This window comes from Streptomyces chartreusis NRRL 3882, assembly GCF_900236475.1.
Taxonomy (GTDB): Bacteria; Actinomycetota; Actinomycetes; order Streptomycetales; family Streptomycetaceae; genus Streptomyces; species Streptomyces chartreusis_D.
In genome coordinates this window covers 8,938,148-8,954,259 of record NZ_LT963352.1, presented here as the reverse complement: position 1 = coordinate 8,954,259, position 16,112 = coordinate 8,938,148, and the positions used below count along the sequence as shown (strand labels likewise).

At 67.7% G+C, this 16,112-nt stretch carries 13 protein-coding genes and 3 pseudogenes; 9 read left to right on the top strand and 7 right to left on the bottom strand.

Features of this window, described 5'->3' with window-relative positions:
• Window positions 1–221: 221 nt before the first annotated feature.
• The 4 genes from SCNRRL3882_RS40380 to SCNRRL3882_RS40365 form a co-directional block, all read right to left on the bottom strand.
• The gene (locus SCNRRL3882_RS40380; RefSeq protein ID WP_010040438.1) at window positions 222–1,217 is read right to left on the bottom strand and encodes a YihY/virulence factor BrkB family protein; all 996 of its coding nucleotides are present in this window, start codon (window positions 1,215–1,217) and stop codon (window positions 222–224) included.
• 334 nt (window positions 1,218–1,551) lie between these two features.
• On the bottom strand, window positions 1,552–2,073 hold the full coding sequence (locus tag SCNRRL3882_RS40375; protein ID WP_010040440.1) for a hypothetical protein: 522 nt from the start codon (window positions 2,071–2,073) through the stop codon (window positions 1,552–1,554).
• Between the two features lie 398 nt (window positions 2,074–2,471).
• Complete coding sequence (locus tag SCNRRL3882_RS40370) at window positions 2,472–2,747, bottom strand: hypothetical protein (RefSeq protein ID WP_010040441.1); 276 nt, start codon at window positions 2,745–2,747, stop codon at window positions 2,472–2,474.
• A 16-nt stretch (window positions 2,748–2,763) separates the two neighbouring features.
• A complete protein-coding gene (locus SCNRRL3882_RS40365; protein WP_010040442.1) occupies window positions 2,764–3,111 on the bottom strand; it encodes a WGxxGxxG family protein in 348 nt (115 codons plus the stop codon).
• Window positions 3,112–3,948: 837 nt separating this feature from the next.
• Here SCNRRL3882_RS40365 and SCNRRL3882_RS40360 point away from each other — a divergent pair.
• The 3 genes from SCNRRL3882_RS40360 to SCNRRL3882_RS40350 are packed head-to-tail and all read left to right on the top strand — an operon-like array spanning window position 3,949 to window position 7,009.
• Window positions 3,949–5,952, top strand: coding sequence for a TPM domain-containing protein (locus SCNRRL3882_RS40360; RefSeq protein ID WP_010040444.1), 2,004 nt, complete (start codon window positions 3,949–3,951; stop codon window positions 5,950–5,952).
• 45 nt (window positions 5,953–5,997) lie between these two features.
• Complete coding sequence (locus SCNRRL3882_RS40355; RefSeq protein WP_010040446.1) at window positions 5,998–6,708, top strand: PspA/IM30 family protein; 711 nt, start codon at window positions 5,998–6,000, stop codon at window positions 6,706–6,708.
• A gap of 28 nt (window positions 6,709–6,736) precedes the next feature.
• Window positions 6,737–7,009, top strand: coding sequence for a hypothetical protein (locus SCNRRL3882_RS40350; protein ID WP_010040448.1), 273 nt, complete (start codon window positions 6,737–6,739; stop codon window positions 7,007–7,009).
• A gap of 344 nt (window positions 7,010–7,353) precedes the next feature.
• Here the strand turns inward: SCNRRL3882_RS40350 and SCNRRL3882_RS40345 are convergent.
• Window positions 7,354–8,147, bottom strand: a protein-coding gene (locus tag SCNRRL3882_RS40345) for an IS5 family transposase (RefSeq protein ID WP_162501119.1) whose coding sequence is annotated in 2 segments (ribosomal slippage) — window positions 7,354–7,811 and window positions 7,811–8,147 — 795 coding nt in all. Because the reading frame shifts where the segments join, the coding sequence is not laid out codon by codon here.
• Between the two features lie 275 nt (window positions 8,148–8,422).
• Here SCNRRL3882_RS40345 and SCNRRL3882_RS40340 point away from each other — a divergent pair.
• Window positions 8,423–9,298 (top strand): NAD(P)H-binding protein, encoded by an 876-nt coding sequence (locus SCNRRL3882_RS40340; protein ID WP_010047514.1) that lies wholly within the window; start codon window positions 8,423–8,425, stop codon window positions 9,296–9,298.
• A gap of 16 nt (window positions 9,299–9,314) precedes the next feature.
• Here SCNRRL3882_RS40340 and SCNRRL3882_RS40335 read toward each other — a convergent pair.
• A pseudogene (locus tag SCNRRL3882_RS40335) lies at window positions 9,315–9,569 on the bottom strand (transposase); the annotation flags it as partial.
• A 3-nt stretch (window positions 9,570–9,572) separates the two neighbouring features.
• On the opposite strand from SCNRRL3882_RS40335, the pseudogene SCNRRL3882_RS41250 reads away from it, so the two are divergent.
• The 5 genes and pseudogenes from SCNRRL3882_RS41250 to SCNRRL3882_RS40315 form a co-directional block, all read left to right on the top strand.
• A pseudogene (locus tag SCNRRL3882_RS41250) lies at window positions 9,573–9,717 on the top strand (transposase); the annotation flags it as partial.
• Window positions 9,718–9,784: 67 nt separating this feature from the next.
• Window positions 9,785–9,947, top strand: a pseudogene (locus tag SCNRRL3882_RS42725) (IS701 family transposase); the annotation flags it as partial.
• 486 nt (window positions 9,948–10,433) lie between these two features.
• A complete protein-coding gene (locus SCNRRL3882_RS40325; protein ID WP_102514950.1) occupies window positions 10,434–11,381 on the top strand; it encodes a LysR family transcriptional regulator in 948 nt (315 codons plus the stop codon).
• Window positions 11,382–11,627: 246 nt separating this feature from the next.
• The gene (locus SCNRRL3882_RS40320) at window positions 11,628–12,281 is read left to right on the top strand and encodes a tyrosine-type recombinase/integrase (protein ID WP_029181715.1); all 654 of its coding nucleotides are present in this window, start codon (window positions 11,628–11,630) and stop codon (window positions 12,279–12,281) included.
• Between the two features lie 1,036 nt (window positions 12,282–13,317).
• Entirely contained in the window at window positions 13,318–14,073 is a 756-nt protein-coding gene (locus SCNRRL3882_RS40315) for an IS6 family transposase (protein ID WP_173937346.1), read from the top strand.
• Between the two features lie 265 nt (window positions 14,074–14,338).
• Here the strand turns inward: SCNRRL3882_RS40315 and SCNRRL3882_RS40310 are convergent, their stop codons facing one another.
• Window positions 14,339–15,868: a methionine--tRNA ligase gene (locus SCNRRL3882_RS40310; RefSeq protein WP_010047501.1), complete on the bottom strand. Its 1,530-nt coding sequence runs from the start codon at window positions 15,866–15,868 to the stop codon at window positions 14,339–14,341.
• Window positions 15,869–16,112: the final 244 nt, after the last annotated feature.

Sequence of the window (16,112 nt, the reverse complement as noted above, 5' to 3'; positions counted from 1 at the left end):
AGCGCTGCGGCTACGTTGGGGGTTGGTCGGGCTGCACAACGTGCGCGCCTGCAAAACCGCGGTGACGCCGCCGGACGGTACCGCGCCACGCCGCGGGACTCGAGTACGGGGGCGTGAGGACGCTCAGCGGGCAGCGGATGCACCGTTTCCTCGGGCCATCGGGCCCGGTGTTCGCGCATGCCGTCATGGCCCGCTTTCGAGGGCCGTGGCATGCCGTTCGGTCAGGCGCCGTCCATGCGGCGCCGGTCTTCCTCGTCCCACTTCCTGGTGTCGCGGGGCTGTGTGTACGGCTCGGCATCGGGGGGGTAGCCGCCGGCGACGGCCCGCTGGCGTACGGTCTCGGCATCGAACTCCAGGCCCAAAAGGATCGCAAGGTTGGTGACCCACAGCCAGATGAGGAAGACGATGACGCCGGCCATCGTGCCGTAGGTCTTGTTGTAGGACGCGAAGTTCGCGACATACAACGCGAACCCGGCGGAGGCGATCATCCAGATGACCAGGGCCAGGAAACTGCCCGGGGTGATCCACCGGAAGCCCTTTACGTCGGCGTTCGGGCTCGCCCAGTACAGGATGGCGATCATGAGAGTGACCAGGACGACCAGGACGGGCCACTTGGCGACCGACCACACCGTCAGCGCCGTGTCCCCGAGACCGAAAGCCTGCCCGGCCTGGCGAGCCAGCCCACCGGTGAAGACCACGACCAGCGCGCTGATCATTGCCAACACCATCAGCACGACCGTCAGCGCGATACGCAGGGGCAGAGTCTTCCACACCGGACGGCCTTCGGGCATGTCATAGACAGCGTTGGAGGTGCGGATGAACGCCGCCACATAACCGGAGGCCGACCACACCGCCAGCACGATACCGGCGAAGGCCATGACCGAACCGATATCAGCGTTGCCCTGGAGCTGCTGAACAGCCCTGGTGACGATGTCCCGGGCCGAGCCGGGAGTGAGCTGCCTGAGATTGTCCAGCACCGTGTCGCTGGCCGCCTTGCCGGTGATGCCCAGCAGGGAGACCAACACCAGCAACGCCGGAAACAGCGACAGGACGCCGTAGTACGTCAGTGCCGCAGCGCGGTCGGCCAGTTCATCGTCCTTGAACTCCCGCAGCGTGCCCTTGAACACCTTGCCCCACGACTGCTTAGGCAGTCCGACCGGTGAATCGGGCGCCGCCGCCTCCACCTGCTCACCAGGCCCGTACTGCTGCTCGCTCACCAGCGGCCTCCAGCCGGCCAGAAGCGGTGACGGCAGCCGCAACGGGTCTGTGACCTTGCAGGTTCTGGTTGCCTGCGTGTCTGCGTTTCAGCAGCCGGATCTCGAGCGCCGAACAGCCAGCCGCACCTCGCAGAACAGAGAGGGTTGCTGGAAAGCGGCTCGGAGCAAGGGCAAGGGGCCTGCTGCCCGCGGCGGTACCGCACGGTCCGGCTCGGGGCACCTATGGCCTCTTGCCTGACGCGGCGCCGCCTGATCACGCCTTCGGCGAGCCGCGCGGCGATGAGCGCCAGGAGCGCTGCCCGGTCCACGGTGGCGGCCGTCGTGCTGTGGGACCTCACGGTCCGGTCGTCGCGCTGCGGTCGGCGTCGCGCAGCGGCCCAGGATGCTTCACCAGCGTGAGCAATGCCCGGCACAGCGTTCCGAGCTCATGCAGGCTGACACCATTGGTCTTGAGCATCTCAGTGGTGGTTGTGATGACGCGCTGGGCGATCCCTTGCTTCGCGCCCTGCATGCGGGGCACGAGCGCGGCAAGCTCGGGCAGAAGATGTTCCATGTGACCGAGCAGCTGGTCGGCGAGCAGCATCCTGTCTGCTTCTTCGGCTGGCGGGTACCACATGGCCGTGTCGTACGCCTGCCGAATCGTGGTGGCGTCAATGGGAGGCCGGCTCGACGTCCTCTGCTGGCAGGGTGGTCGCTCGTCGCTGGGCCGGCCGCAGATGTTGACCGCCTGTGTGAGGCAGCGGCCCACGCCGGTGCCGTCCAGGAGCGGGTGCGATGTACCGGCCGGCTCACTCCAGGACGGGGTATCCCGGCGGTGGTCCAGGGCCAGCGGCCAGCCCAGCTGGATCGGCTCCACGCCGACACCTCCTTGTAATCAGTCAGGCACCATGAGTAATGCCCCGGCAAGAATCATCTAACACAGGCGCCCCAAGGAGGGTTTGATCAGATGGGCGGTGCAGCCGAATCAGTCCAGTCAGCGCGGCCGCCGAGCAGGGCACACACCGCCCGCGCCGGGGCATGAGCAGCTTTCACCCGAACCCAGGGCGACAACCGCCTCAGGCGCCGGTCCGACGGGGAGGCCGCCCTTGACGCAACCGGGACCGCGCAACAAGGAGGTGGGCTCGACTGCACGCTGCCCCAGCATCACCAGCTCAACGCCCGCGAGGCCGGCCAAGCCCTCGCTCGCCAGGCAGGGCGGTGACGGTGCCCGCTGCGGACAGGGCACCGCCAGGCTGCGGCGTCGCCGCCAGGGCTCTAGCCAGCCTCCCGGTGTTGCCTGATTTCCTGGACGCTCGCGGTGAGAGTGCCGTCGTGCTGTTCATAGTGGGACAGCGCGAGACCCAGCCCGAAGAAGGTGGGGGCCCACTCACCCACAAAGATGCCCCACCGGTCGGCGCGGGCAAGCCCGGTTCCGGGTTCCGCCTGGAGGGAGGCCATCCAGGCGGCGACAGTCAGGCCGATGGAGGCGAAAGCAGCCGTGTAGGCGTGCTCGCTGCGGATGCCCATCTCGTGCATCTTCTTGACCATCATGGCGCCGCCCTCCGCCTCACATGCCGGTGGAGCGGCCGGTGGAACGGGTGGATTCCTGGTACCCGTGGCGATCGCGGTCACGGTTCTTGCGCCACGGAATCAGGCCGGCCAGACCAAGGAGGCCGAAGAGACCCCACAGGCCCGCGTCGTCGTCGTCCTCGTTCTGGTTGTCCTGCGCCTGTATCGTCGCGCTGGCGGCCGGCGGGCTCGCCTGTTCGGCAGCGCTCTGGCTGAACGCCGCTCCCGCCGGTCCGAGAGCGAGCACAAGCGCGATGAGTACCGTCCTGGCAGCTCTACGCATAGCGGTTTCCTCCTGTACTGCCTCCGTCGCGTATCGCAGCAGTCGCAGCGGCAACGTCAGCATGTCGCCTATCTCCAGTAACCACAGATATGCCAGATACGCCCGATTTCGCTTGTTTCATGTTCAACGTGCACACCGCCTTCCAGGCGACCGGCAGGCCCAGTTGAAAGCCGAACGGCCGGATCGACGGCACGTCAGACCTTCAGGGCGGCGGCACGCTGGACCGGTAAGGCGCGCCTCAGCTGCGCTCACCGCGCCCGGCATCGAGCCCGCACCGGCTTCAGCAGCAGCGGCCCGGGAGCGGGCAGCACGGACGCCCGGCCGCGACCGCGACCGCGACCGCGACCGCGACCGAGCAGAATAGACAAATGACACCTTCTGGATGAATCACCACGCAGGGGGCGGGTACGCGGCTGGCGTGCCGCTACGAGAGGGGACGGCGATGGGCAGCGCAGCGGCGAGAACAGGATCGGCGGCCTGTGCTGAGCCCTGCCCCTGGCGTTCGCGGCCGTCAGGTGACCGGTTGGAAGTGCCGCAGGCGGCACGGCCAAGGCGCTCGCGCCGTTCGGTCTACGCATAGCGGCCGGCGCCCTTCCCGGACCCCACGGGGTGGTCGCCGCGCCTTCAACGGCACAGAGCGTTGAGCGAGTCAGGCGAGTGATGCCCATGCGCTGCAGGCAATACCCTCCACTCGGGCCGCAAGAAAGCAGACCCACGATGGCGCGGCTCCCGTGCAGTCTTGGCGGGCGCACCCCGCTGGTCGGTGGTTCCGCCTTCCGGTGCGGTGTTGGCGAGCGCTGCTGGGCAGTTGACCGAACGCCCTCGCCCGCCGCAGGGTCCGGCCACCGAAGGGTTCAAGGGCGCAGAGCATCGAATCCCGTAATGCACAAGCTAGTGCGGATGTTCCTGGCGGTGGTGCTGGCGGCGGGGTGTTGGACCCTGTCTTCGGCGAGCGCCGCCTTCGCCGACGCCCCGGTCGACCTGGCCCGCGAAGGGCAGATCACGGACCGGGTCGGGGCCCTCGGCAGCCGGGAACCCGAAGTCGCCCGGGCGCTGGCCCGGCTTGTCGACGAACACCAGCTGCAGCTGTTCGTGGTGTACGTGGACGACTTCTCCGGCCGGCCCCCGCAGCAGTGGGCGAACCAGACGGCCTCACGAAATGAGCTCGGCGCCGACGCTGCGCTGCTGTCTGTCGCCACCGGCGACCGGCAGTATGCCTACGTGGACGCGAGCTCACCGCTGACCCGGCAGGGGCTGGCTGAGGTTGATGCGACGGCGGTCGCGCCGGCGCTGCGGCAGAACGACTGGGCGGGAGCGGCGATCGGTGCGGCACGGGGGTACGGCGCGGTGCTCTCGGGCCAGCCCGTGCCCGCGGTGGCCGTCACGCCCGGAGAGGACGACCCGGGCCGCGGTGAAGGGGCAGGCGTCGCCCAGGGCGGCTGGCTCTTCTTCCTTCTGCTGCCGGCTGCGCTGGCCCTGTTCGCGTACGCCCTGTTCAGACGCAGGGTGCGCAAGGCAGCGGTGCCGCGAGACGGCGAGGAAACGTGGGGCGGACCGCACCCGGATTCGCTGGCGGATCTCGACGCCCGGGCGCGCCAGGCTCTGGTGCAGACCGACAACGCGGTGCGCACCAGTCAGGAGGAGCTGGGCTTCGCCGCCGCGCAGTTCGGCGACGAGGCGACCCGGCCCTTCACCGAAGCCGTGGAAACGGCGAAGCAGGAGCTGACCGCGGCGTTCCGGCTGCGCCAGCAACTCGACGACGCCTACCCCGAGGACGATGTGACCCGGCTGCAGATGGTCCAGGAGATACTGGCGCGCTGCGCCAGGGCCAATCGCCTGCTGGATGAAAAGGCCGACGACTTCGACCGCTTGCGTGCGTTCGAACGCAACGCACCCCAGGCCTTGGCCGCGGCTCAGGCCGCTTTCGACACCACCAGCGGCCGGCTGGCTGGTGCACGGTCCGCCCTGGATGCCATGCGTGAGCGGTACGCCGCTTCGGCCACCGAACCGGTCGGCACCGACCTCGAGCAGGCGGACAGCCGCCTTGCATTCGCGCACGACAGCCTTGAGCAGGCGCGCCAGGCGGTGGAACACGACGACAACGGCGCAGCCGCGATCCGGGTCCGCGCCGCGGAAGCGGCAGTCGCCCAGGCCGGCCGGTTGCTCGACGCCGTCGAACGGCGGGCGCAGGAACTCGCGGACGCAGCCGGCGCGCTGCCAGGCGCACTGACCGAGACGAACGCGGATTTGGCAGAGGCACGTGGCGTGCTGCAGGGAGCCAACGAGCTTCCGACCGCCGCCCTGCAGGGGCGGATCGCACGCGCCGAAACCGTCGCAACCGAGGTGCGCATGGCCATGGACAGCGGCCGGTACGACCCCATCGACGCGCTGCGCCGGGTAGAGGAGGCCGATGCCGGACTCGACGAGGCACTCATGGGAGCCCAGGAGAGCGAGCAGGGCACACGCCGTGCCCGGGCACTGCTCGAGCGGGCGATGCTCAGCGCGCAATCCAGCGTCGGGGCAGCCGTGGACTACATCATCACCAACAGGGGCGCCGTCGGCAGCCAGGCCCGCACCCGGCTCGCAGAGGCGCAACGCAGGCTCCAGCAGGCCCAGGCGCTTTCCGGCCAGGGCGTCAGAGCCGATCCGCACCAGGCCCTCACGGAGGCGCAGCAGGCCGACACACTGGCGCAAGACGCCCTGCTCCTGGCACAGGAGGACGTAGCGGGATTCGGTGCTGCCACGGAGCCCGGTGTGTATGCGGTCTCAACCACCGGCAGCGGACTGGCGGGCGCGATGCTCGGCGGCATCCTGCTCGGCGGTGTGTTCGGCGGCGGCTACGGCGGCCCCGCCAGCTTCGGGGGCGGCGCAACACGCGGCCGGATGGGCGGCGGCCACCTCTGACACCGCCCAATGCCTTCCGCAGCAGTACTCAATTGGAGAGGTGCCATGACCAAGCAGACCATCCTGGGACGGGTCGCACAGCTGGCGCGGGCCAACATCAACGCCCTCATCGACCAGGCGGAGGACCCTCAGCTGATGCTGGACCAGCTGATCCGCGACTACACCAACAACATCGCCGAGGCGGAGCAGGCGGTAGCCGCCACCATCGGCAACCTGCGCCTGATGGAACAGGACTACAGGGAGGACAAGGACGCCGCCACCGAGTGGGGCCGCAAAGCACTCGCAGCCAGCAAGAAGGCAGACGAACTGCGAGCCGCCGGGCACCCCGCGGAAGCCGACCGGTTCGACACCCTGGCCAAGGTCGCCCTGAGCAGGCAGCTCCAGTCCGAGAGAGAGGCCACGTCGGCCGAGCCGACCATCGCCTCCCACACGGCCGTCGTGGACAAACTCAAAACGGGCCTGGACCAGATGCAGCTCAAGCTCGGAGAACTGCAAGGCAAGCGCGACCAGCTCGTCGCACGGGCGAAGTCCGCCGAGGCCCAGAACCGCATGCTGGACGCCGTCAAAAGCATCGACGTACTCGATCCCACCAGCGAAATCAGCCGGTTCGAGAACAAGGTGCGCCGCGAAGAGGCCCGGGCCATGGGCAAGGAAGAACTCGCCGCCTCCTCCCTGGATTCGCAGTTCGAACAGCTCGAAGGACTCGGCGACGCCACAGAGATCGAATCACGCCTGGCAGCCCTCAAGGCCGCATAACACCCGTCCACGAAAGGAACGGACCATCATGACGCAGGTCGAGCAGCCCTTCACCGACGCCAGCATCAAAGTACGCCAGGTCAACCACTACCAGTTCAGCTGGGTAGCAGCCCAAGAACCAGGCCGGCGCGGCACCTTCACGCTGCAGCTGGTCCTGGACGAAGGCGCCGGCGAAGAAGTCCTCACGGTCGACGCCGACGACGCCGACGTCCTGAAGGACCTGCTGGAACACAACCAGACCGTCCAGTACGACGTCCCCCGCCACACCCTCATGTTCGGCGTCACACCCTCCGGCAACTGACACCGAGCAGCCCACCATCCCCCTCCTCCACTCCGCAGGCACCCGCTCACCGAGCAGGCCCCGGAGAGTGGAGCCTGAAGCCTCCGGGGCCTGTCACCCCGGAGGCTCGCCGTTCGAACAGGAGTGCCAACATCGAGCCTGCATACAGGACGCGGCATGGCCCGGCGGACCCCACATCCCAGGCACTCCACGACAGCCCCGCGCACACAGTGGGAGAACGCACAACGGCCTTACGGCCTCGTACCGTGAAGGCCGCGTCGGCGGGCCAGGCGCGGGAGACCTGCCTCGCGCGCCTGGCCCGCGCGGGGCACCAACGCGGCTGCGCAGGCAGACGCTAACAGCGGCTAACACAATGAGCCGAGCTGTCGATGGGTGATGAGGCAGCAGGCGAGTTTGAGGAACGCTTCATGGATGTCAGCGCGCCGTTCCCAGCGGATGCGCAAGCGTCGGAAGCCGTGGAGCCAGGCGAAGGTCCGCTCGATCACCCACCGGTAGGTGCCCAGTCCTGTACCGTGCCGGGTGCCGCGGCGGGCGATGGCTGGCACGATGCCTCGCTCACGGACCTGGTTGCGGTAAAGATCGTGGTCGTAGCCGCGGTCGGCGAAGAGCGAGTCCGGTTTGCGGCGGGGACGGCCGACCCGGCCACGGACCGGTGGGATCGCGTCCAGCAACGGCAGCAGCTGGGTGACGTCGTTGCGGTTGCCGCCCGTCACCAGGACCGCGAGCGGGGTGCCGTGTCCGTCGGTGATCAGGTGATGTTTCGAGCCCGCCCGGCCCCGGTCGACCGGCGAGGGGCCCGTGTGGATCCCCCTTTAAACGCCCTGACGTGCGAAGAGTCGACCACGCAGCGGGACCAGTCGAGCTTCGCCGCCGCGTTCAGCTCGGCGAGCAGTACCTCGTGCAGCCGCTGCCACACGCCGGCCTCGTTCCAGTCCCGCAGCCGTCGCCAGCACGTCATGCCCGAGCCGAAACCGAGTTGCTTCGGCAGGTACTCCCACTGGATCCCGGTGTGCAGTACGTAGAGGATCCCGCACAGCACATCCCGGTCCGGCAGCGGCTTGCGACCCGGGTACCTGAAGCGCCGCTCGCGCTGCGGCAGCAGCGGCTCCAAGCGGTCCCACAGCTCATCCGACACCATCCACGGCGAACTCTCCACACCCGACCGAACGCTCAACTCCCATGTCCGCAACGGCCATCAGCGTCGATCCACCTCATTGTGTTAGCCGTTGTAACTGCTGGTTTCAAAATGGGTCGGCGAGAGACTAGAGCTGCTTCCCCGCTGCCTGTCATTCTCGCCGCCGTGGCCGACAAGCCTGTCGTTGGGACAGTTGCGTTCGTCGGTCGGCTCAACGTGGAACGGGGCTGTCCTCTTGTGGTGAGGCGTCCCCGTGAGCAGTGACGATCAGAAGGAGCATGATGGCGATCTTGGTGACCGGAGCCACCGGCAATGTCGGCCGGAACGTGGTCCGACGTCTCGTTGAGGCCGGCACGGAGGTGCGGGCTCTGACCCGCAGCCCACGCCCGGCAGGGTTACCGGAAGTCGTGCGCGTGATTGCGGGAGATCTCATGCAACCGGAATTACTCGCCGACGCGTTGAAAGAGGTCGACCGGATGTATCTCTTCCCGGTCGCCGAGACCGCACGGGAAGTGGTCGCCTTGGCTCGGCAGGCTGGCGTGCGCCGTATCGTGGTGCTGTCCTCCGGGGCTGTCACGGCAGGTTTCGACAGCGACTTCCACTTGCCGGTAGAGCGGGCGGTGGAGGAGTCGGGCCTGGAATGGACTCACGTGCGCCCAGGCGAGTTCGCGATGAACAAGCTGGCCCTGTGGGGCCCGTCCATCCGTGCCGAGGGCGTGGTGCGCGATCCCGACCCCGAGGCGGCCTGGTGTCCGGTACATGAGCAGGACGTCGCCGATGTCGCGGCCCTGGCTCTGCTGGAGGACGGGCACTGCGGACGGGCCTACACCCTCAACGGCCCCGACATGTTGTCGCATCGTCGACAAGTTGAACTCATCGCCGAAGCCATCGGCCGCCCGATCCGCTTCGAAGTGGTGAGCCGGGACGAGGCACGGGAGAACTACCGCAAGCAAGGAGGATTCGCGGCGGAGAACGCGGATTTCCTGCTCGGCTTCGAGGACTATTCAGGCGGCGAGACAGACCTGCAGGCACTCGAGGAATTCGATCCAACTGCGGTAGGCCCATCACCGACAGCCGAGGAGGTCACCGGAGTCCCGGCTCGCACCTTCGCCCAGTGGGCACACGACCATGCCCGGGAGTTTCTCCCTGACTGACCGTTTCTCGCGGCAAGCGGAGCTTTCGAAGGCAGATGATGCTGCACGCCAGGGCCAACAATCCTCGGTGCATGTCGGCACGTCGTTCGTAGCGGACGCGGAGCCGTTTGCACTGGTGCAGCCAGGCGAAGGCACGCTCGACGACCCAGCGCACCTTGCCAAGCCCCGAACCATGGGGGACGCCGCGTCGGGCGATCATCGGCTTGATGCCGCGTTTCCAAAGCAGGCGGCGGTACTTGTCGAAGTCGTATCCCCGGTCGGCGTAGAGGTGGGGTGGGTGATCGAGCGGACCTTCGCCTGCTCCACGGCTTCCGACGCACCTACGCATCCGCTGGGAACGGCGCGCTGACATCCACGAAGCGTTCCTCAAACTCGCCTGCTGCCTCATCACCCATCGACAGCTCGGCTCATTGTGTTAGCCGCTGTAAGCACCGGACATCGGCATCAGTAGCTGGCGGGCCCCCCGTTCTCTGAGAGTGAGAAGAACTGGCCGGGTTAGATGAGCGCCAGGTCCGCCGCTACCCCTCCTGGACCCGCTGGTACCCTCCTCATGCTCGCCCACGCGCCTTCCTCGTCGTCGTCCGTGCCGACGAACACACCCGCCGTCCCGGACTTCCTGGTCCCGCTGTCCTGCAACGAGATCGGGCGCCCTGTTGGGCCGCCCACGAGTTGTCAGCTGTGCCTGGTAGGCCGACTTCTTCCAAGACCACCAGAGCTCTGTGGCCAGCAGGCGAGGGAGCGGGTGTTGAGCACAGGCGGACGAGGTACCAAGTCCATCAGTCCTGGCCGAGCGGTCCGTGAGGCGTTACGTCGTGGTTGTACGGGCCACTGGCCGTGAAGAGGGAATCCTTCCCAAACGGCCCCTGCGCTACCAGGTCGCTGTTGCGCGGACCCTGCGGCGCGACTTCGTGATTCGTCGGCCCCTGCGGTGCCAGGTCCGACCCCCACGGTCCCTGCGGAACGGAATCCTGGCCGTAGGGCCCCTGGGCCACGAGATCGCTGCTCACGTCCCCGTTTCTCTCCGGAGCCGAGGAAAGGCGACTCCGCGTTCCCAGCAGTCAGACTGCCCGCACGGGAACCACCCGGCAAAGGGCATCTTGATACGTCTCCTGTGGCCATTGATACGGTTTCCTGTATGACGCAGTCGGGGGATAGTCGAGAAGCGCACCTTAGGGGGGATCCGAGCACGCATCAGCTGCGGCTCTTCCTAATACTCGCCGAAGAACTGCACTTCGGACAGGCGGCGCAGCGAGCGTTCATGACGCAGCCGGCGTTCTCGCAGCAGATCCGTGCTCTGGAGCGCCGTCTGGGCCTGACACTGGTCGATCGCAGTACACGCACGGCAGGCCTCACCAGGGCCGGACAAGCACTGCTGCCTGAGGCCCGGGGCGTAGTGGAGGCAGCAGACCGGTTGCAGCAAGCTGCCGTCGCGCAGAAGCGGGCTGTCTCCGGCCGGATCGTGATCGGCTCCTTAGAGGCCACGACGTCCATACCGCCGATACCGGAGATCTTCGACGAACTCCAGGCGACACAGCCTGGCCTGACGATCGAGGTGCTGCGCATGGGGTTCGCTGACTGGGCTGAGGCCCTCCTCGCTGGCGATGTCGACGTGGCGTTCGTCTTCCCGCCCGTGCCACCGGGAGTACAGGCGCATCGCCTGGCCACGATGGACCGTGTCGTGTGCCTGCACGACCGCGACCCCCTCGCCAGCCAGGAACCGCTGAGCTTGGAGCAACTGGCCGACCGGCCCGTCGTCGGCTGGTCACCCAGAATCCCCAAGGCCTGGCGGGACTTTTGGTCCGTCGATCCCCGCCCCGACGGCACCCCCGTCCGCTACACCAACCACCAGACCACCGAATGGGAGCCCGCCCTGACCGCCATCGGCCTCGGCGAGGGCATCCAGTTCCCCCCGGAACCCTCCCGCTGGCTCTACCAACGCCACGGCGTCGCCTACGCCGACGTCACCGACCTCACCCCTTGCTGGACCGCCCTCGCGTGGCGTACCCAAGACCGCGACAAACCCACCGTCACCGCCCTGCGCACCGCAGCTCGAACCGTCACCACCCGGCAGACTCCGACGTAATACATGATGAGCATGCCTATACCCTGGCACAGATCCTCCTTGCGAAGCTGGAGAGGCACGGGTGGGCGGAGCCGCCTGAGCCGTAGCCAACGGTGGATCTTGGATGCACTGAAGTCGAGCATCTGGCCGGCGTGGGAGGCGTGAAGCGGCGAGGCTGTCGTGCCCGCTCACCGACTCTCGGTGATGCGCTTGCGCTGTTTGCCGCAGAGGGTGCAGCGCCGCTTCTCCACGCTGGTGTAGAAGACGATCGGCATCGAGCGGCGGCTGGCACCCCCGGACCGCACCAGGGCCCTGACCGAGAACCAGATCGCCGCCCTGTGGCGCCTGGACGTCGGGCTCAGGGAGAGGACGTTCTGGAAGCTTCTCTACGAAAGCGCCGCACGGGCCGATGAGGTGCTGTGCCTGAACGTGGAAGACCTGTATCCGCAGGACAAGCGCGGCAGGATCACCGCCAAGGGCGGTGCAATGGACTGGATTCACTGGCAGTCCGGCACCGCTCAGCTCCTGCCTCAACTGATCGCCCGCCGCGCCCGCGGTCCGCTGTTCCTCACCGACCGCAAGGCCCCGGCCGGGACGCCGACGCTTGACATGTGCCCGGAGACCGGCCGGGGCCGGCTCTCCTATCGCCGGGCCGAGGAGATCTTCGAGGAGAGCACCCGGCTGCTGGCCAACCCCCTCGCCTCCCCGGACGACATCGAGGACCTGGACGGCTGGACCCTGCACCGGCTGCAGCACTCCGCGCTCACGCACGACGCGGAGGGCGGCACTTCCACCCCGATGCTGCTGGCCCGGTCCCGCCATGCCTCCGTCCGCTCCCTGGAGCGGTACGCCCGCCCCGGCGTCGACGCCGTCGCCCGACACGTCGCCGAACGCGACCCCGCCGCCCGCCGGAAGCGCTGACGCTTCCAAGATCAACTATTGGCGGTTTCTGGGCTCACCTCGGCGATCCCCCATCCCCGAGGCATAGCGTCGGATCGGCACAGCGCAGGAAAGAGACCCGACAGGCATGGCTGCTGGGCCCCCGACTACCAGCCCGGACACCAGGGAACAACTAACCGGCCGGTAGCTAGGTCGAATCGGGCGTGACGCCCCGACCGTCGTATGCCGACCTGCGGAAACGACCGCAGGGGCCGGGGATCCCCGGGCCCCTGGGTAGGACTTCGAGTGCAGGCGCCGAGACCACCAGTGACCGGCGTGCCCCTCAACCCGCGGCTGTGATGTCAGCACCCGTGCTGTACCCAACGCTCCCCTCGCTGGGGAAGGTCGCAGCACCCGTGATTGTGGGGTTCTGCACCACCCCTCCTGTCCAGCGGCCAGCCTCCCCGGAGATGAATGAATCAGCGAAGTCGATCGGGGACATCACAGGGATGCTGATGATGGGCGGTGCGGGCGAAACTGGGTCGGGCTGGGCTGCTGCGACGCCGGCACCACCAAGGACGGCACAGGTAGCGATGACAGTAGCGGTGATCGGGGTACGGACACCCATGGCGATCTTCCCCTTCAGGTCGAGAGATGGTCGCTTCAATCACACGCCAGTGCGGGCATTTGTGCCTGAGGAGCTGGGCTAGGAGAGGCAGGGATGCGCCCATGCGGAGGCTCTCCGACGTTGCGCGGGTAGCTCTGCTTCACGTCGGAGAAAGCGGTAGCAGCGCCCGTACGATGACCGAGTGACAGCCCGCCGCACCCTTGGCTCCGGCCCCCAGGACGCACACAACATCCGCGCCGCTCAGGCCGACCTGATCGACGCACTGCCCGGCGTTCGCCTCCCCGATCTCGTTCAACTCCGCGAGCGAGGAGTACTTGGAACCAACCCGGCCACGACCCCCCGCTCCCGCCGCCCCCTGGGAGCCGGCGGCCGCACGAACGACGACACGACCGACAATGACGGGGCTCGGTACGCGCTCTGAGGGCACTGTCACGTTGGCTGACCCGTGGGATGATCTTCTGGTTGATAAGACTGGAAAGGTCGTTGGTGGGGAGCACGTCGCTGTCGTACAAGGGGCACCGGTATCCGGTCGAGGTCATCTCCCACTGTGTGTGGCTGTACCACCGCTTCCCTCTCAGTTTCCGCGAGGTCGAGGAGCTGATGCTCGAGCGCGGAATCGTCGTCTCCTACGAGACGGTGCGCCGCTGGTGCGCCAAGTTCGGACAGCGGTACGCGAGCGCGCTGCGCCGCCGGCGGCCCCGGCCTGGTAACAAGTGGCACCTGGACGAGGTCTTCATCAAGATCAACGGGGAGCAGAAGTACCTGTGGCGGGGCGTCGACCAGGACGGCAAGGTCCTGGACATCCTGGTGCAGGATCGGCGGGACAAGGCCGCGGCCAGACGCTTCTTCCGCAGACTTTTGAAGAGGACCGGTGCGGGGCCGCGGGTGATCGTCACCGACAAGCTCCGCTCCTACAGCGCGGCCCACCGCGAGGTCATGCCCTCCGTCGAGCACCGCCAGTCGAAGTACCTGAACAACCGGGCGGAGAACAGCCACCAGCCCACCAGGCAGCGCGAACGGGCGATGAAAGGCTTCCGCGGCACCGGCGCAGCCCAGCGGTTCCTGTCCGCGTTCAGCGGCATCTCACCCCACTTCCGGCCCCACCGCCACCGGCTGTCCGCACACAACTACCGAGCCGAAATGATCGTCCGCTTCGCAATCTGGGAGCAGATCACCGGCGCCGCCGGCCCCTCCACCACGGCCTGAGCACAACCCGGAACCGGGCTCCACCACACCACGACGCACCATCAGACACCTACCCGCCCAACAACGTGACAGCGCCTTCCTGGGGCATCGCCGCAACTGAGTTGCGGTCTTGTGTGGATGCCGAACAAGGCCGTGTTGCGGGCGGCGGCGGTCGTCGTACGAGTGGCGAAACTGGCCCTTGGTCTGCCCGGCGCCCTGGGCGCCCCGCTCCCGAAACTGCACCGAGATCGAAAGGAGGGCGACCAGAGGCATGGAGCACCGGACGTCACGCTGGCTGTGTGTCCTCCTGAATGCGAGGGAACAGCGGCTCTGCCGCGGGTAGACGCCCCTCGACCGGTGTCAGCCGTTCGGTAATCCGCGTCGCGGCATCTGGGATAAAAGGGCGCAGTTCATCGGCCAGCACACGACATGCGGCGACCAGCGTGGCGAGGACGGTGTCGAGCCGCTTCAGTGCTTCACCGTCGCCCTTCCGCTCTTGCCGAGCCAGTTCCCATGGCCTGGTGGCGTCAATGCATCGATTGGCTTCCTCCACGATGTGCCAGACCGCACGGGTGGCACGCCGGAAGTCGAAGTCGGCCAAGGCGGCATCGACGAGGCCGGGTGCCTTCCGGTAAACGCCCACCAGCGCCAGCCCACTGGAATTGTCAGGCGCAGAGGCGGGGATGACTCCGCCACGAAAGCGGTGAACCATGGTCACGATGCGGTGGACGAGGTTACCCAGTCCTCCGGCGAAATCCGCATCCGCGCGGGCGGTCAAGCGGTCGGGAGTGAAGTCGGCGTCCCCGGCCCGGGGTACATCGCGCAGGAGCCACCAGCGCACCGCGTCTGTGCCAAAGGTCGCGGCCAGCGCAGCCGGGTCGACGCTGGTTCCGGCCGACTTGCTGATCTTGCGGCCGTCGACGGTGAGGTAGTCATGGACCAGGATGTCGGTGGGCAGCGGGAGCCCAGCCGACAGCAGCATGGCCGGCCAGTACACGGCGTGGAAGCGCACCACTCCCTTGCCGACCAGGTGGACGCGGCGCTCGCTGGTGGCCCACCACTGGTCGTAAGCGCTGTCACCAGTGCCGTATCCGAGACTGGTGACGTAGTTGCCGAGGGCGTCCCACCACACATAGACGACCTGGCTCGGGTCGTCCGGCACGGGGATGCCCCAGCCGCGGGCGCGATTGTGAGAGCGGGAGACAGAAAAGTCGTGCAGGCCGCCTTCGATGAGGGCGAGGACCTCGTTGCGGCGAGCGGCGGGCTCGATGCGCAGTTCACCGCTCGAAATCAGCTGATGGAGGCGGTCGGCGTAACGGGACAGCCGGAAGAACCAGTTCTCCTCCGCGACGAGCTGAGGCTCGGTGCCGTGCTCGCCACACCGTCCATCGACCAGTTCGTCAGGGGTGTAGAACTGTTCGCAGCCAACGCAGTACAGGCCTTCATACTCCTTGCGATACAGGTCACCAGACGCGGCGCACTGGCGCCACAGTCGTTCGACTCCGACGCGGTGACGCGGGTCGCTGCTGGTGCGGATGAAGTCGTCGAATGAGAGCGACAGTGGACCACGCAATGCGGCGAACGCGTCGGCGTTGCGGTCGACGAACGACTGCACGTCGACACCAGCCGCTTCGGCGGCCAGGACGTTCTTCAGAGAGTTGTCGTCGGTTCCGCTGAGCAGCCGGACCCGCTCGCCCCGTAGACGATAGTGACGGGCCAACGTGTCCGCTTGGACAAGCTCCAGGGCGAAGCCCAGGTGCGGGCGGGCGTTGACGTACGGAATAGTCGTGGTGATGTAGCGGCGTCGTGCGGTCATCGGTCCTCCTACCGGGTAGCGAGGCCTGGTCGCACAACAATCGAGGCCCCGTCCCGGGGCCTCGGATTCGGTACGCGTCCGTTCTCAGCAGCCCCGTCGACGGGGCATCATCCAGTGCTGAGGCGAAAGCGTGATCATGCGTCCGAGCCTAGCAACAGAGCGACGTCGCAGCACGCTACTTCCGCCCCTTCACGGCAGCCACTGCGTAGGAGCACCCCGGGGCAATGCTGGGCGAGACAGATGT

Excerpts from the sequence above, each read along its gene's own strand:
- SCNRRL3882_RS40370 (WP_010040441.1), bottom strand. The coding sequence starts at position 2,747 with ATGATGGTCAAGAAGATGCACGAGATGGGCATCCGCAGCGAGCACGCC.
- SCNRRL3882_RS40365 (WP_010040442.1), bottom strand. The coding sequence starts at position 3,111 with ATGCTGACGTTGCCGCTGCGACTGCTGCGATACGCGACGGAGGCAGTA.
- SCNRRL3882_RS40360 (WP_010040444.1), top strand. The coding sequence starts at position 3,949 with ATGTTCCTGGCGGTGGTGCTGGCGGCGGGGTGTTGGACCCTGTCTTCG.
- SCNRRL3882_RS40355 (WP_010040446.1), top strand. The coding sequence starts at position 5,998 with ATGACCAAGCAGACCATCCTGGGACGGGTCGCACAGCTGGCGCGGGCC.
- SCNRRL3882_RS40350 (WP_010040448.1), top strand. The coding sequence starts at position 6,737 with ATGACGCAGGTCGAGCAGCCCTTCACCGACGCCAGCATCAAAGTACGC.
- SCNRRL3882_RS40340 (WP_010047514.1), top strand. The coding sequence starts at position 8,423 with ATGATGGCGATCTTGGTGACCGGAGCCACCGGCAATGTCGGCCGGAAC.
- SCNRRL3882_RS40325 (WP_102514950.1), top strand. The coding sequence starts at position 10,434 with ATGACGCAGTCGGGGGATAGTCGAGAAGCGCACCTTAGGGGGGATCCG.
- SCNRRL3882_RS40315 (WP_173937346.1), top strand. The coding sequence starts at position 13,318 with ATGATCTTCTGGTTGATAAGACTGGAAAGGTCGTTGGTGGGGAGCACG.
- SCNRRL3882_RS40310 (WP_010047501.1), bottom strand. The coding sequence starts at position 15,868 with ATGACCGCACGACGCCGCTACATCACCACGACTATTCCGTACGTCAAC.